At 55.0% G+C, this 14,866-nt stretch carries 15 protein-coding genes; 8 read left to right on the top strand and 7 right to left on the bottom strand.

Annotated features, from left to right (window positions below):
* Positions 1-65: 65 nt before the first annotated feature.
* The gene (putP, locus tag ACP3PW_RS03655) at positions 66-1,565 is read right to left on the bottom strand and encodes a sodium/proline symporter PutP (protein WP_426415308.1); all 1,500 of its coding nucleotides are present in this window, start codon (positions 1,563-1,565) and stop codon (positions 66-68) included.
* Positions 1,566-1,944: 379 nt separating this feature from the next.
* Between putP and ACP3PW_RS03650 the strand changes: the two genes are divergently transcribed.
* Positions 1,945-2,397: a tetratricopeptide repeat protein gene (locus ACP3PW_RS03650; protein ID WP_426415307.1), complete on the top strand. Its 453-nt coding sequence runs from the start codon at positions 1,945-1,947 to the stop codon at positions 2,395-2,397.
* 21 nt (positions 2,398-2,418) lie between these two features.
* Positions 2,419-3,102: a methyltransferase family protein gene (locus ACP3PW_RS03645; protein ID WP_426415306.1), complete on the top strand. Its 684-nt coding sequence runs from the start codon at positions 2,419-2,421 to the stop codon at positions 3,100-3,102.
* A gap of 425 nt (positions 3,103-3,527) precedes the next feature.
* Here the strand turns inward: ACP3PW_RS03645 and ACP3PW_RS03640 are convergent, their stop codons facing one another.
* Together ACP3PW_RS03640 and ACP3PW_RS03635 are read right to left on the bottom strand one after the other, a co-directional pair.
* Positions 3,528-3,944 (bottom strand): PIN domain-containing protein, encoded by a 417-nt coding sequence (locus ACP3PW_RS03640; RefSeq protein ID WP_426415305.1) that lies wholly within the window; start codon positions 3,942-3,944, stop codon positions 3,528-3,530.
* Positions 3,941-4,156: an AbrB/MazE/SpoVT family DNA-binding domain-containing protein gene (locus ACP3PW_RS03635; protein WP_426415304.1), complete on the bottom strand. Its 216-nt coding sequence runs from the start codon at positions 4,154-4,156 to the stop codon at positions 3,941-3,943. The genes ACP3PW_RS03640 and ACP3PW_RS03635 overlap by 4 nt, the downstream gene beginning before the upstream one ends.
* 434 nt (positions 4,157-4,590) lie before the next feature.
* On the opposite strand from ACP3PW_RS03635, the gene ACP3PW_RS03630 reads away from it, so the two are divergent.
* Both ACP3PW_RS03630 and ACP3PW_RS03625 read left to right on the top strand, forming a co-directional pair.
* A complete protein-coding gene (locus ACP3PW_RS03630; protein WP_426415303.1) occupies positions 4,591-4,797 on the top strand; it encodes a cold-shock protein in 207 nt (68 codons plus the stop codon).
* A 147-nt stretch (positions 4,798-4,944) separates the two neighbouring features.
* Positions 4,945-5,505, top strand: coding sequence for a VF530 family DNA-binding protein (locus ACP3PW_RS03625; protein ID WP_426415302.1), 561 nt, complete (start codon positions 4,945-4,947; stop codon positions 5,503-5,505).
* A 189-nt stretch (positions 5,506-5,694) separates the two neighbouring features.
* On the opposite strand, the gene ppk2 is transcribed toward ACP3PW_RS03625, so the two are convergent.
* The 3 genes from ppk2 to ACP3PW_RS03610 form a co-directional block, all read right to left on the bottom strand.
* Complete coding sequence (gene ppk2 / locus ACP3PW_RS03620) at positions 5,695-6,621, bottom strand: polyphosphate kinase 2 (protein ID WP_426415301.1); 927 nt, start codon at positions 6,619-6,621, stop codon at positions 5,695-5,697.
* Positions 6,622-6,789: 168 nt separating this feature from the next.
* Complete coding sequence (locus ACP3PW_RS03615; protein ID WP_426415300.1) at positions 6,790-7,638, bottom strand: sulfite exporter TauE/SafE family protein; 849 nt, start codon at positions 7,636-7,638, stop codon at positions 6,790-6,792.
* Between the two features lie 50 nt (positions 7,639-7,688).
* Complete coding sequence (locus ACP3PW_RS03610) at positions 7,689-8,108, bottom strand: nuclear transport factor 2 family protein (RefSeq protein ID WP_426415299.1); 420 nt, start codon at positions 8,106-8,108, stop codon at positions 7,689-7,691.
* 152 nt (positions 8,109-8,260) lie between these two features.
* Here ACP3PW_RS03610 and ACP3PW_RS03605 point away from each other — a divergent pair, with 152 nt between their 5' ends.
* The 4 genes from ACP3PW_RS03605 to ACP3PW_RS03590 are packed head-to-tail and all read left to right on the top strand — an operon-like array spanning position 8,261 to position 14,138.
* Positions 8,261-9,448, top strand: a complete 1,188-nt coding sequence (locus ACP3PW_RS03605) for an ABC transporter substrate-binding protein (protein WP_426415298.1) — start codon at positions 8,261-8,263, stop codon at positions 9,446-9,448.
* A gap of 51 nt (positions 9,449-9,499) precedes the next feature.
* Positions 9,500-10,372, top strand: coding sequence for a branched-chain amino acid ABC transporter permease (locus ACP3PW_RS03600; RefSeq protein ID WP_426415297.1), 873 nt, complete (start codon positions 9,500-9,502; stop codon positions 10,370-10,372).
* Entirely contained in the window at positions 10,369-12,864 is a 2,496-nt protein-coding gene (locus tag ACP3PW_RS03595) for an ATP-binding cassette domain-containing protein (RefSeq protein WP_426415296.1), read from the top strand. Before ACP3PW_RS03600 ends, ACP3PW_RS03595 begins: the two co-directional genes overlap by 4 nt.
* Entirely contained in the window at positions 12,861-14,138 is a 1,278-nt protein-coding gene (locus tag ACP3PW_RS03590; protein WP_426415295.1) for an amidohydrolase family protein, read from the top strand. The genes ACP3PW_RS03595 and ACP3PW_RS03590 overlap by 4 nt, the downstream gene beginning before the upstream one ends.
* On the opposite strand, the gene ACP3PW_RS03585 is transcribed toward ACP3PW_RS03590, so the two are convergent.
* Positions 14,115-14,792 (bottom strand): GntR family transcriptional regulator, encoded by a 678-nt coding sequence (locus ACP3PW_RS03585; RefSeq protein WP_426415294.1) that lies wholly within the window; start codon positions 14,790-14,792, stop codon positions 14,115-14,117. The genes ACP3PW_RS03590 and ACP3PW_RS03585 overlap by 24 nt on opposite strands.
* Between the last annotated feature and the right edge of the window lie 74 nt (positions 14,793-14,866).

The following is a 14,866-nucleotide window of genomic DNA, read 5'->3' as shown; positions in this document are numbered from 1 at the left end:
AGGCTTTGGGAGTGCCGAGCAGCCCCTCCCGGAAACGGGAGGGGCTGTGGTTTTCCATGAGGGAGTTAAGAGGTAGCGCTTACTGCGGGCGAGGGGGTGTCATCCTTGATCATCGCATCCACCTCCTCAAAGGTGGTTACGACTGAATCAGAGGGTGGAGCCGTTGCCAGGCTCGCAATGACGATAGCCACCAGGGCGAAGAGAATGCCCGGAATGATCTCGTAGACATCGAACCAGCCACCGGAGAGCTGCTTCCACACCACTACGGTGATTCCGCCAACGATGATGCCAGCCAGTGCGCCGACCTTGTTCATTCGCTTCCAGTACAGGGACAGTATTAGCGCAGGACCGAAGGCGGCACCAAAGCCCGCCCAGGCATAGGAGACCAGTTCCAGCACCTTGGAGTTTTTGTCCATGGCCAGGAATGTCGCGATCAACGCGATAACCACCACGGCGATACGACCGACCATCACCAGCTGCTTTTGGCTGGCTTTCTGGTTGAACAGTGTCTTGTAGAAGTCTTCCGCCAGGGCGGACGATGAAACCAGTAGCTGGGAGTCGGCGGTGCTCATGACAGCCGCCAGAATGGCCGCCAGAAGAATACCTGCGATGACCGGGTGGAACAACGCATCCACCAGTACCATAAAGACGGTTTCGGTGTCGCCCAGTGGTGCGTCAAGATACCCCGTGGCGGCGAATCCTACCAGGCAGGCTCCGGTCATTGTCAGGCCGCTCCATATCACGGCGATGCGGCGCGCGGTGGGAACGTCATCTTTGGAGGTGATGCCCTTGAAGCGCGCGAGAATATGCGGCTGACCGAAGTAACCCAGTCCCCACCCGAGCAGGGAGAGGGTGCCGATCAGGGTAATACTGGTGCCGTCGGCATTGGTAAAGGCGTCGAGTAGTTCAGGATTTTTAGCCTCCATTGCCGCCCAGGTCGCCGACATTCCGCCCACTTCACCCATGGCGATCAGTGGCACGATAATCAGCGCGGCGGCCATTAGCAGGCCCTGCACTACGTCGGTCCAGGATACGGCCAGATAACCACCGAACAGGGTGTAGGAGATGACAGCGATGGCGCCGACGATGACGGCCAGCTGATAATCGAAACCGAATACCGTTTCAAACAGCTTGCCGCCTGCCACCAGGCCCGAGCTGGTATAGAAAAGGAAGAAGACCAGGACGAAAATGGCCGAGATGACCCGCAGGCTGTGGTTGCTGTCTTGAAAGCGTTTTTCAAAGAAGGCGGGCAGGGTCAAGGCGTCATCCGCATATTGGGAGTAGACGCGCAGGCGTTGGGCCACAAGCAGCCAGTTAAGCCAGGTACCGATGAGCAGTCCACCGGCCAGCCAGAACGCACCGTAGCCGGCGGACATGGCGTAGCCGGGAAGTCCCAGCAGTAACCATCCGCTCATATCCGAGGCGCCGGCGGAGAGGGCGCTGGGCATGGGGCCGAGATTGCGCCCGCCAAGTACATAGTCTGACAGGTTCTGGGTACGGCGATAGGCGACGATACCGATCGCCAACATGCCGGCGAGGTATATCAAAAAGGTCAGTGTGATCACGTGGGGGCTTCCTCTTTGGTTTCAATTTATTTTTATGGGTAGAAATTCAGGTAGCCGTAACCAGGTCCGGTGCCCGAATTGGGGGCAATAGTTTACCCAAGGCCGAATGGTCTTATTTCCCGTATATTGCGATGCAATAGACATGATTACGTTATTTTCGCGATAAATTAGTCAATAAGGCTGCGGGTGCGACTGTTTGTGGCCAAACTGTGCTGCGGGTTTTTTGGCTGGCTGCGCCGGTGCGTACTGCGGTAGCCGGGGGGGTAGCGGGTTGCTGGTGCGCTTCAACCGACGGTGCTGGCGGCCCCAGGGCAGCGTCTTCGATCAGACGGGTACTATACTCAAACAGCCTGCGAGTGATACCTGGGAGGATTCTGTCATGGTGAGAAGGGGCGTAATTGCTTTTATTGTGAGTGTTGCTTTTGTATCGACGGCGATGGCGGCGGGCTCGAGTAGCTCGTCAACCCAGCGCAAGAGTGTTGACTACGAGATGGGCATACAGGCGATAAAGGTCGCCCATTATGAAAAGGCGCTTTCACTGTTTGGTAGTGTGGTGGAGGCTGAACCGGATAACGCCGATGCGTGGAATTACATCGGTTTCAGCAATCGAAAACTATACCGCTATGGCGATGCTCTTGGCGCCTATAACAAAGCGCTGGCTATTGACCCGGACCATCGCGGTGCCAACGAGTACCTGGGGGAGCTTTACTTGCAAACCGACGAGTTGGAAAAAGCCAGGGAACGCCTGAACCGACTCGACGACATCTGCACCTTTGGGTGTGAGGAGTTCGATGATCTGAAGGCCGCAATAGAGGCTTACGAGATCAGGTAAACCCTGCGGCCCGTTAATCCTATGATGGAACCCTCCTTGCTTAATGGCTATGGTGCCTCATTAGTCGCGTTTACATTGTTTGGATTGCTCCATTCGGTGGGGGCTCAGGAACCCTTCAAAAGGGGGTTGGCGCGCTGCACGAGCCGCTATTTCGTTGACCATTTTTGGCGACTCATCTATTGCGGTCTCAGTTACTGGGCGCTCTATTATGGGGTGGCGACCATTCACTGGGCGCGAAACAGCGCGCACGACGTTTGGCTGGTGGCCTATCCCGAGTGGTTATGGCAAAGCCTGATCGTGCTCCATCTGGGCTCCATTGCCCTGCTGTATGCCGCCTTCCTGCAGAGCGATTACCTGGAGTTTCTGGGTTTGAAGCAGGCCTGGCGCGGGCTACAGGGGATCTGGGGCAAAGTGCCTCCGGAGGCCGAGGAGAGGCCGGCGTTGTTTGGCTCCCAACGTCTCGAAGTCAGCGGGGTGTATGGATGGGTGCGCCACCCGATGATGGTGGCAGGGTGGATTTTCCTGCTCACCAGCGGGCCATCACTGAATAATATTGTCTACTGTGCCATGTATACCACCTATATGTTTGTGGGTGGTTACTTTGAGGAGAGGCGTATGCTGCGTATCTTTGATGATGAATACCGCCAGTATCAACGTCGGGTAGGAGCGTTCTTTCCTCGCTTTTTTCGCGCACCGGAGCCCTAGGCCTTATGTTGGAGCGAGTCGCCGAATGGTTCTACAACCCCGTACTGTTCTGGACAGCGCCCTTGCTTCTGGTGCTGTTCGCTGCCGGGGTACGCAGGGCGCGCGCCTGTTGGCGGCGCCATAGTGGGTCCTCATCTGAGGCCGATGAGCCATAGATTGTGCCCACCCTCCCCACCCCCGACAGCAAGCAGGCCGCGGCGTGCTTTATTGGAGATCGAGTCGGAAGGGCGCCGACTTAGCGCAGCGGAAGGCCTGTTGTCGGCTTGCTCCGAAAAAATTGTCTATTTGTAATCTGAGGTTGGAACAACGACCTCAGCATAGCTGAGCCAAAAACAGCAAGTGGTTGGAACTGTCTGTTTGAGCAGTCGAGATCAGAAGAGGGGATTGGTTGGACGCCTTGGTGGCAGATAGTCTCTATTCCAAAATCACTTGTTGCCGGGAGCCTTCGCCCCGCTTAATTTCTGTGCCGCCTTATCAAAAGTGTATGTGCCGCCGTAGGCTTCACCGAGTTTGTTGGCAATCAGTTTGGCCTTGTTGACGATCAACGCACCAGCAAAGTCAGCGCCCTTGGTTTGGTGGTACTGATCCAGCGCCACCCAAGTTGCCTGCCCATCCTCAAAACGGATATTTGGCTCTTTGAACAGCGTCTTAACCACCTCGATCAGTTGCGGCTTAGTCAGCTGATATTTCACGCCCCGTAGCGTCCATAGGGTTTCAACCAACACAATGTCCGTCACCAATACCTGCTCAGATCCGCTGATCAGCTGCGCGGCCTGTTCCGCTTGCTTGGCATCATCAGCCAGCAAGTAGCGCAGCAACACATTGGTATCGATACTGATCACGACAGCGCCGACTCCATCGACTGTTTGTCACTGATCGCAGCCTTGGCTTTAACGCCGCTCAACATCCCTTTGGCAGCTCCGGCCACCTTCTTAACGATGTTGATCTGATCGCCCACGGCGAATATTTCCACTTCATCGCCGGCTTTAACGCCGATGGCTTCACGCTGGGCAGCAGGGAGGGTGATTTGGTTCTTGGAGCTGATCTTGGCCATGCCTCTAGCCTCTTTACTGTTTGGATAAAATAAAGATAGCAGTTAGCTTTACTTATGACAATAAGTAAAGCGTGAGAGGCGGGAGCTTATCGACCGAAATCCCAACCACCTTTTGCACGAAACGGCTCGGCGGCTATTCAGGTTAAAGACAATATTCCAACCCTGGAATGCAAATAACCCAAAATTTAGTTACATCCGTTGGCTGTTAATTTCGCGAATATAAAAAGGCGGAAGTGCTACCATAGCCAACCGTTGCGTAAAGTAAACTACAATGCAAACACCGAGGGATGTCGTCATTTCAAGGTTCGGTGATGGCCAGCAGGTGTTGCTGGTGGATGATGTAGCTGCTTCACCCTAAGGTATCCACTTTATATTCGAGCGGGTGAATTCGAATATAGATTCAATAAATTTCACCCACTAACAGAGTAAATAAAATGAGCAAAGGTACGGTTAAGTGGTTCAATGCAGATAAAGGGTTCGGCTTCATCGCTCCAGAGGATGGTGGTAAAGATCTTTTTGTTCACCACTCAGAAATCCAAAGTGGTGGCGGATACGCTACGCTGAACGATGGTCAGGAGGTCGAGTTTGAAGTTGGCCAGGGCCAAAAAGGGCCTTGTGCTAATAAGGTTGTGCCACTGTAGTCACCCTGACAGGTTGCAGTGAGCAGGCGCGTCGACAGGCGCGCCTGTGTGCAAAGGGTTATAGGGCGCTGTGCGTTGTCTCGGTTAGGACCGCTGTAATCGATGGTTCGCAGGCTCACTAATTGCGGACCCTCGTTGGACATTACCATGAATGATGAAGTTAACTACCAGAACAACCCGCTCCACGGTGTCAGCTTAAAAAGTCTGTTGACGCAACTGGTTGGACATTACGGCTTTGATATTCTGTTTGCCTACCTGAACATCAACTGTTTTAGGGCCAATCCGAGTCTTGAATCGAGTTTGAAATTCCTTAAGAAGACAGATTGGGCTCGTGAAAAAGTTGAAGCCTTCTACCTCTATCAATTTAAAAATCTTCCCAAAGCTTCCTTCAGCCAGTTTGAGATACCACCACGAGATCGTATCATTCCGGAGGGGCAGTCTCCGGGTGAGCCTGCGGTGCTAAGCCTTGAAGATGCAGAGAGGTTACGCGAGAAACGGGCCCAAAAGGCGGCAGAAAAACGCCAGGGTAGCGGGCACCGCTCGGCAAAATCTGGCTCCGGCAATATCTATGGCGGAGCCCAGCGAGATGATCGAAAAAACCGTCATCGAGGCGGTGATGCCCCCTCGAGGCCTGAGCGTGACTCAGCGGCACCTTCGACCCCACCGGCCAACAGTGGTGTGGACCCCTGGGAGAAGTCGAGAAAGTAGCTCGATACCCACCGCTAAAAAGCGTGAGTTTTTCGTTTTGTGTGGAGGGAGTTGTGTGATCCACCTACCGTGATGGGCTGGTCTTTTTGTTGCTTTTTTTCCATGCAGTAGCGCAAGGGGTGGCTGATGCAGCGGCTGGAAGCTCCCTCCATGAAGCCTCCTTCGATACCGACCATCGGTGGGCATAAATCAGGGCAGCTCGTCCATCACCGTTTTAACGATGCGGCGGTCAATCTCCAGCAGACTATGGTCTTTCCCGGTGTAGTTAAAACGGCTGAGAAGATACCGAATCGCATTTACCCGTGCGCGTTTCTTGTCGTCTGATTTTATGATGGTCCAGGGGCACTCGGGGGTGCTGGTGTAGAAGAACATATCCTCTTTTGCCTTCGTGTAGGCATCCCATTTCCCCTGGGATTCCTTGTCGATAGGGCTGAGTTTCCACTGCTTCAGGGGGTCTGTCTCCCGCTTGGTAAAACGACGCTCCTGTTCGGCCTTGCTAACGGAGAACCAGAACTTTATCAGGTGGATACCCGAGCCGGTTAGCAGGCGCTCGAAGTCGGGAGTGGCTCGCAGGTGAGCAATAACTTTTTGCTGGGACGTAAATTTCATGACCCGCTCTACGCCGGTGCGGTTATACCAGCTACGGTCAAACAGCGCGATCTCGCCGCCTGCGGGCAGGTGCGCTACATAGCGTTGGAAATACCATTCGGTCATCTCTCGTTCACTGGGTTTCTCCAGCGCCACCACCCGACATCCCCGTGGGTTTAGGTGCTCGACGATGCGCTTGATGGTGCCCCCCTTGCCGGCGGCGTCTCGTCCCTCGAAGACGCAGCAGATCTTGATGCCCTCCTCCTTGACCCAGTTCTGCAGCTTCAGGAGCTCAACATGAAGCGGCGCAATAAGCTCCAGATACTCCGCATTGCTTAATCGGGCTAGGGTCTTGCGGCGATCACTGCCATCGGAACGGCCGTCTCCCTCCAGCTCCTGCTTACTCTCTTTTTTGATGCTGATGGTCTTGATGTCTGCACGCTCCTCAAGCGCCTCCAGTGCATTCATCTCCTGCTCTAGCATCACATCATCATTGTCTTCCGGTTGGTAACCCTCAGTGCCTGCCATTTGCCTCACCTTTACTGCTGTTTTTGTTGTAATAGTCGATACTAATCCATCGCCGGTTTATGGATAAATAGGCAATAAGAAGCATCTTGCCTGTTTACTGATCTGGCTCAGTTTTGCATTAAGGGGCCTGGTTTCAGGCGGCTAAAGCCGCTCCTGAGCCCGTTGTGCTCAGCTATGGCCCAGTGCGGTCAGCAAAAAACGACCACCGACTAACAGCAATAGGACCGCAAAGGCCCTTTTTAGTACGGTCTCCGGCAACGCATGGGCCAGGCGGGCACCGTAGCGGGCAAACCAGGCGCTGGTAAGAACAATGCCGAAAAAGGCGGGTAGGTAAACGTAACCCAGACTCCACTCCATCAGCGCGGGGTGGCTCCATCCCTCCTCGATATTCACCAGGGCACCGGCGAGGGCGATGGGAAAACCGCAGGCCGCCGAAGTGCCGATCGCGCTCTGGATGCGAACGTTGCACCAGTTAAGATAGGGGGTCGTCATGGTGCCGCCCCCAATGCCAAACAGCGCCGAGACCGACCCGATGATACTGCCCACTATGCCGAGGCTGACCCGGCCTGGAACATCCCTGCTGGGCTTGGGTTTTAGGCCCAGACCCATCTGCACCGCGACCGCAATGGCAAAACAGCCGATCAGCAGTTGCAACATGGCCCCGCTGAGTTGACCGGCGGTTTTTACGCCGACCACGGCGCCAACGACGATACCGATGGCCAGCGGTTTGAACAGGTCCCAGCGCACTCCGCCTTTGAGGTGGTGTGAGCGAATGGAGCTGGCAGAGGTAACAACGATAGTGGCCAGGGAGGTGCCGACCGCAACATGGGTCAGTATCTCCGGTGACATACCCTGCAGGCCAAAGCTGAACACCAGGGCAGGAACGATAATTAAACCGCCCCCGATACCGAATAAACCCGCAGTCAAGCCAGCGCAAGCACCAAGGACGAGGTAGGAGAGGATCAGCATGGGTGGGCCTAAATGACAGCTGGGTGAAGGAAGCTCATTATCTATCATTTAGCGCCCAATAGGCCACCCTGCCGCTTATTCGATCCTGACCGGTTGGGCTATGGAGTCTGGTTGATCTCGGGCGTCAGGATCCATTCGGCGCTGTCGTTCCACACATCCATTCGGGTGATCTTGCCGTCGCGTATATCGAATCGATCTAGATAGCGGTTGTTGGCAAAAGGGCGGCCATCGAGCCACTCGCCGTAGAGGGTACCGTTAGAATAAACCGTAACATAGCCCTCGTTTAGGCTGGCATCAAACTGCCCCAGAGCCTTTTTTACCCATTTATAGCGTCCGCCATTGAAGGCGGTAATTGCGTAAGCATTTTCCATAAGGCGACCTCCGGTAAAGGTGATCTTCACGTCCGGAGCCATAAAAGTGGCTGCTAGCTCGGGATCTGGCTTCATTGATGCTTCTAAGAAAGCCTTTATGGTGTTGATTGCCTGCTCTGCACGATCGCTTTGCTGAAGTTTACTCATGAGATGCCACCTTATAGTGCGGTTATGGGTTCAGTGTTCTTTTGTGGTGCGAATATCTGACAAAAGTCGCTAAATATAACGAAAATCGCCTCGATTTCTCTGGCATTATAATTGCTAACAATCCGTTAGCAATACTGCAAATGGAGAAAATCATGGTTAAACAGTTTGGAAAATTAAAAGTAGTTTTTAAATCGGCGGCGCTGACCCTCGCCGCCTCCGCAGCATTCGCCTGCCCCGTCCAGGCCGACACCCTCAAGGTTGGTCTGGTGGCGGCTCTGTCAGGTCAGTCTGCGAAGTCGGGCGAAGCCATAACTCGGGGCTTGACGGTCGCAATTGATGAAATTAACGCTGCGGGCGGCATTTTGGGCCAACAAGTTGAGTTGATTCGCCGCGATGACGAAAGCAACCCCTCCAAAGGCTTACTGGCGACGCGGGAGCTGATCCAGAAAGAGGGTGTGTCGGTTATCTTTGGGGGGCTCGACACTCCGGTTTCTTTAGCTATTGTGCCGGTGATCAACAAGCTTAAGGTGCCGTATGTAGGAACCTGGGCGGCGGGCACACCGATCACCAAGAACGGGGCCAAGGAGAACTATGCGTTCAGGGTATCGGCGGTGGATGAAATTGTGGATGAGGCACTCCTCAGCTACGCGCTCAAGCACTACGGAACCCAAAAGCCCGGAATGATACTGATCAACAACCCCTGGGGTGAGTCCAATGAAAAGGGGCTGACAAAAGCGCTTGACGCCCGCGGTATGAGCGCAGTGGGCATCGAGCGAATTGAGGGCAGCGACGTGGATGTTGTGCCGCAATTAACGCGACTCAAGGAAGCCGGTGTCGACACGCTATTTATGGTGGCCAACGTTTCACCCTCTGCTCAGGTCGTTAAATCACTGGAGCGAATGGGTTGGGATGTTCCGATTGTTTCTCACTGGGGACCCGCCGGTGGACGCTTTAGCGAGCTGGCTGGGCCTAATGCAGACCAGGTTGAGTTTATCCAGACCTACGTGTTTTCTGCCCCGGGCACCGATGCCCGCAGCGACGCGCTGTTTGCTTCCCTGCAGCAACGTTATCCAGAGATCAAGAGTCACGCGGATGTAACCCCTGCGGTAGGTATCGCTAACGCCTATGACGCCATGTATCTGACCGCCAAGGCGATCGAGCTTGCCGGCAGCACCGAAGGTCCTGCGATCCGCAAAGGCTTTTACTCTATCGATCAATACGATGGACTGATCAAGAACTATCAAACTCCTTTTACACCTGATAATCACGATGCACTTGGGCCCGATGACTATGTGTTCACCCATTTTGTGGATGGCAGCATCGTCGTTGTTAAAAAATAGTTGGTTGAGCGCTCGGCCCGTTATCCGGGTCGGGCGCGGCTTCAGGAGTAGATGATGTTTTCTGCAGCAGTTATCTCTGGCCTTGGTTTGGGCAGTATGTACGCTTTATTGGCGCTCGGGTTTCATGTCACTTTTATTGTCTCGCGCACCGTCAATTTTGCGCAGGGCAGCGCGATGATGGTGGGAGCGGTGCTGGGCTACCTTTTTTATCAGACGCTGGGTATGCCGCTGTTGTTCGCGATACCCTCGGCGCTGTTACTGTGCGCTATTTATGGTTTGGCGATTGAACGTTTTCTGGTACGCCCCTTTGCCAGTCGAGGCTCGGATGCCTGGTTGATGGCGACCGTTGCTGGCGGCCTACTGGTGGATAATCTGGTGCTATTCAGTTTTGGCAAAGAGCCGCGGCAGTTCCCATCGGATTGGGCGCAGGATCCGATCGAGCTGTTGGGGGCGGGTATCTTTCCCCAGCAGTTGCTGGTGCCGATTGCGGGGCTGGTTGTGGCCGGGTGCCTGATGGCGGTTAATCGCTATACCCGGTTGGGAAAAGTGCTGCAGGCTACGGTTCAAAATGCCGATACTGCGCGCTTAATGGGAATTCGCGTCGAGTGGGTTGTGGCCAGTGCGTTCGTGGTTTCTTCACTGTTGGCCGGTATTGCCGGGCTGCTGATTGCGCCGCTGTTTAGTGTGTCTGCAGGCATGGGAACCCTGTTTGGGTTGAAAGCTTTTGCGGTGGCAATTCTCGGCGGAATCACCAGCGCAAGCGGGGTCTTGATCGCAGGTTTACTGTTTGGTGTGGTGGAGGCATTAGTGACGGTATCGTTCGGCTCGGCATTTACCCAGATTATCTCGTTCTCTGCCGTGATCGCAGTATTGGCGCTGAAGCCTGATGGGCTATTTGGCAGTAGCGGAGTATTTAAAGTATGAATCGCTCACTTTCCTTGAATGACTATGGTTTAGTTCTGGTGGCGCTAACTGGTGCGGTACTGAGCTTCGCTCTGGAGAGCTATACATTACTGGTGTTTAATCTTTACTGCCTGAGCGTAATCGTCGCATCGGGCCTGAATATATTGATCGGTCTTAGTGGCCAGATATCCTTTGGCCATGTCGCCTTTTATGCGATAGGCGCCTATTGCTCGGCACTAATGACCCTGGCCGGAATTCCCTTCGCGCTGGCGCTTCCGTCGGCGGGTTTAGTCGCGGGCGTTGCGGGCGCTCTGCTGGCAATTCCAGCGTTGCGGGTGAAAGGCCCTTATCTGGCGATGATAACCATCGCGTTTGCATTTGTGGTGCATCATGGCCTGATGGAGTGGCGTTCGCTCACGGGAGGAGCGAATGGCCTGATGGGGATCCCGATGCCGGAGTTTGAGGGGCTAGAGGCCGAAGCCGGTTTAGCGTTGGTGTCGGTAGGCGTGATGCTTCTCTCCTTGTGGCTGTTCCAGCGACTTTCGTTAGGTCCTTGGGGTAAGGCGATGCGGGCAGTGAAAAGCTCGGAGGTCGCGGCGCAGTCGATAGGCATTAATCCGGTGGTACCTAAAACCTGCGCCTTTGCGCTGTCCGCTGGGCTTGCCGGGTTATCCGGCGCACTTCTGGCGCCGTTGATGATGTTTATCAGTCCGAGTACCTTTCCGTTCACCCAGTCGATCCTGTTTGTACTGGCGGTGATTGTCGGGGGCGCCGGTTATCTGTTTGGTCCCCTGGTTGGAGCGGTGATGATCGTGCTGCTGCCGGAGTGGCTGTCTGGTGTGGCGGAATACCGTTTGTTGCTATTTTCTGGCTTGTTACTGGCGGTGCTGTGGATTGCTCCCAGTGGTGTCATGGGGATGATCCTTGCGCGCTTTCACCAAAGCCCTCACCGTTTTGGGCCGGAGACTCCAGATCTGGGGCAGTTGAGAAAATACTTTAACCGCGCTAAAGGGAGCGGTCGTGGTCTGGGAGTAGAGGATCTCAGCATCAGTTTCGGCGGAGTCAAAGCCGCCCAACAGGTAACACTTGATGCACCTTATGGAGAGGTGACCAGCATCATTGGCCCCAACGGAGCGGGTAAAACGACGGTGCTCAATATGATCAGCGGTTTCTATCGTCCGGATAGTGGGGCGATCCTGCTGGATCAGGATCTGGCAGGGAGGAACGCATGGCAAATTGCCCGCGCAGGTATTGCCCGTACCTATCAGACCACCATGTTGTTTGATGAGCTGAGCGTACTCGACAACATCTTGATTGCACAGCGCAATGGCGAGTTGACGTATCTACTGGCCAGGGAGAGCCGTCAGGGTGTCACCCTGGCGCAACAGCTGCTGAGTTTTGTCGGTTATCGTGGTCCCATCGACGCCCTTGCTTCGGACCTACCCCATGTGGATCGCCGGCTGGTGGAGATCGCTCGGGGTCTGGCTACTTGCCCCAGAGTGCTTTTGCTGGATGAGCCGGCAGCAGGGTTGAGCCGGACGGAGACCGATCAGTTGGCGGGTCTGCTGCGGGCGATAGCAGGTTTTGGTATCGCGGTGGTGATTGTTGAACACGATATGCCGCTGATTATGTCAATTTCCGATAGCATTCTGGTACTTGATTCGGGTAAGCCGATCGCAGCGGGAACACCCTCCAGTGTACAACAGGACCCGGCGGTGATTGCCGCTTATCTTGGTGGCACCGACTATCAGGGGCGCGGACGCGAGGTCGCCTGGGATGGCAGCCGTGAGGCGACGCTATTCGTCAAAGATCTCGTGATCGACTACGGTGCAGCGCCGGTGGTTGATAAGGTGAGTCTGGTGATCAATCCCGGGGAGTGTGTCGCAATTCTGGGGGCCAACGGTGCCGGGAAGTCGAGCATAATGCGGGCTCTGGCCGGACTACATCGTCCTACGGCAGGTAGTGTGGTGTTAAATAACCAAAGTATTGAAGGCATGGACGCGAGTCTGATTGCCAGCAGGGGATTGGCGCTGGTGCCCGAGGGGCGGCAGATGTTTCCGGAGCTTTCGGTACGGGATAACCTTAAGCTGGGTGCCTACTTGCGTGAAGGCGCGGATCTGGACGCCGACATCGAGAAGGTGCTACAGCGTTTTCCTCGCCTGCAGGATCGACAGCACTCACCGGCGGGCTTACTTTCCGGCGGCGAGCAGCAGATGGTCGCGATCGGCAGAGCGCTTATGGCTGAGCCCTCCATCTTGTTGCTGGATGAGCCGTCTTTGGGGTTGGCACCGGCGATGATTCGGGAACTGTTCGAAGTGCTGGCCTCGCTACGGGATGAGGGCACCACTATCCTGATCGTCGACCAGATGGCAAACCTTGCGATGGCGCTGGCGGATCGAGCCTATGTGCTGGAGACCGGGCAAATCGTTAAACAGGGACCGTGCGCCGAACTGCGCGGTGACAGTGCGCTAGAAGCGGCTTATCTCGGTGTTTCCGAAAAGAATGTCGCATGACATATACTCACTTTTATAACGCTCGCCGGTTAGAGCAATCGTCCAGTGAGACAGAGTTCTGGGTCCGGAATGGTCGCTTTGTTGAGCCCCCTGCGGATACTGGTGCGGTAGAATCTATTAATCTTGGTGGCGAGTTGGTGTTGCCAGGTTTAGTGGAGACCCATATTCATCTGGACAAATCCTGCATTATGGAGCGCTGCCGACTGCGCCAGGGCACCCTGGCGGAAGCGATCGAACAGACTGCGGCGGCCAAGCGTGATTTCAGTGAGGAGGATATCTATCGTCGCGCACAGAGTGTGATAGAAAAAGCGATCGTGCAGGGTACCAGTCACATGCGCACCCACGTTGAGCTGGATCCGGTAATCGGTCTCAAGGGGCTGCGAGCGATTCAGCGACTGCAGCGTGATTATGCCTGGGCTGTGTCGCTGGAGTTGTGTGTTTTTCCGCAGGAGGGCATGCTCAACAACCCTGGAACCGAAGGGCTATTGATCACAGCGCTAAAGTCGGGTGCCGAGGTATTGGGAGGTTGCCCCTATACAGACAGCGAACCCGAGCTACAGATCAGGCGCCTGTTCGAAATCGCCGTGGAGCATGATCGAGATCTGGACTTTCACCTCGACTTCAATCTGGATCCAGACAGCAGCCTGCTTCCTTTGGTGATCGCTCAAACCCTGGAGTATGGCTGGCAGCGGCGAGTCACCGTGGGGCATGTCACCTCGTTGTCAGCGATGCCCCTGAAGCAGCTTGAGCAGACGGCGAACCATTTGGCCGAGGCGGGCGTATCTGTGACGGCCTTACCCTCTACCGATCTGTTTTTAAACGGCCGTAACTCAGAGTTCAATATACCTCGCGGGGTCGCGCCCCTACAGCGACTTGAGGAGCGCGGAGTATGCTGCTCCCTCTCCACTAATAATCTTGGCAACCCCTTTACACCCTTCGGGGATGCATCATTGATTAGACAAGCCAACCTGTACGCCAATATTGCCCAGCTAGGGACGGGTGAGGGGTTAATCAAATGCTTGAATTGGGTGTCGCGTAACTCGGCGCAACTTTTGCGACTGGAGGGCTATGGCCTGGAGGTAGGTTGCTGGGCAGATTTTATAACCGTTCCGGCCTGTGGGGCGGATCAGGTAATTAGTGAACTGATTGCCCCTAGCTGTGGGTATAAGCGAGGCAGGAAAGTTTTCCAACGATCGTCGGCTGAGCTACTGGCGCCTTTGGTGGAGTCAGGGGAGCGCAGCTCTGGAGTGTTAGTCGTTGAAAACAGATCGTAGATCAATGGTGGTATCAAGATTACGGGAGAGTTCTAGTTGACTTTCTATTTCATCAAGGTGCCCGAGCATGAGTTCAACTGCGTGCGACTTGTCACCGGCGGCGAGGGCGTTAATGATGTTTTGGTGCTCGTCGGACGCGCATGCCGGAACATCGTTGCGTTGATACAGAGCAACGATCAGTGAACTCCGGGTTATCAGGTTTTGTAATATCTCGATCAGAACAGAATTGCCGCTAATCTCACCGAGAAGGAGATGAAATTGACTCAGTTCTCGAACAATAACCTGCCGGTCTTTTCCCAGTGCGGCACGGCGTTCGGACATCATGTGGTCTTCGATGCGTTGCTGGAAAGCCTGGATATCTTCTGGGCTGATCGATTCGGTAACGGCTCGCTCGATCGCTCGGCGGGCGGTAAAAACTTCGCGCGCTTCGGCAACGGAGGGCTGCGCGACCATTGCTCCGCGGTTGGGCTCTATGTTGATGATTCGTTGCATCGCCAGACGCTGCAGGGCGGCGCGGACATGGTTCCGATTGGCGGCGAATGCCTCGACGATTTGGGCCTCCACCAGTCGCGTGCCCGGAGGCAGCTTATGCTGCGCAATGGCCTGGGCAATACGATCCGAAATACGGGTGATCTCTTTCTGCTTGGGGGTCACGAGCGGTTGGGTGTCCATGCTAGAGGAAACAGGAAAAACGCATCTTCATGGGAAGCTAATTATACCATAAGTTG

Origin of the sequence: Aestuariirhabdus sp. LZHN29, assembly GCF_049985285.1 — a bacterium.
In the GTDB taxonomy this organism is placed as follows: Bacteria; Pseudomonadota; Gammaproteobacteria; order Pseudomonadales; family Aestuariirhabdaceae; genus Aestuariirhabdus.
This window is presented reverse-complemented; position numbering and strand designations above follow the sequence as displayed.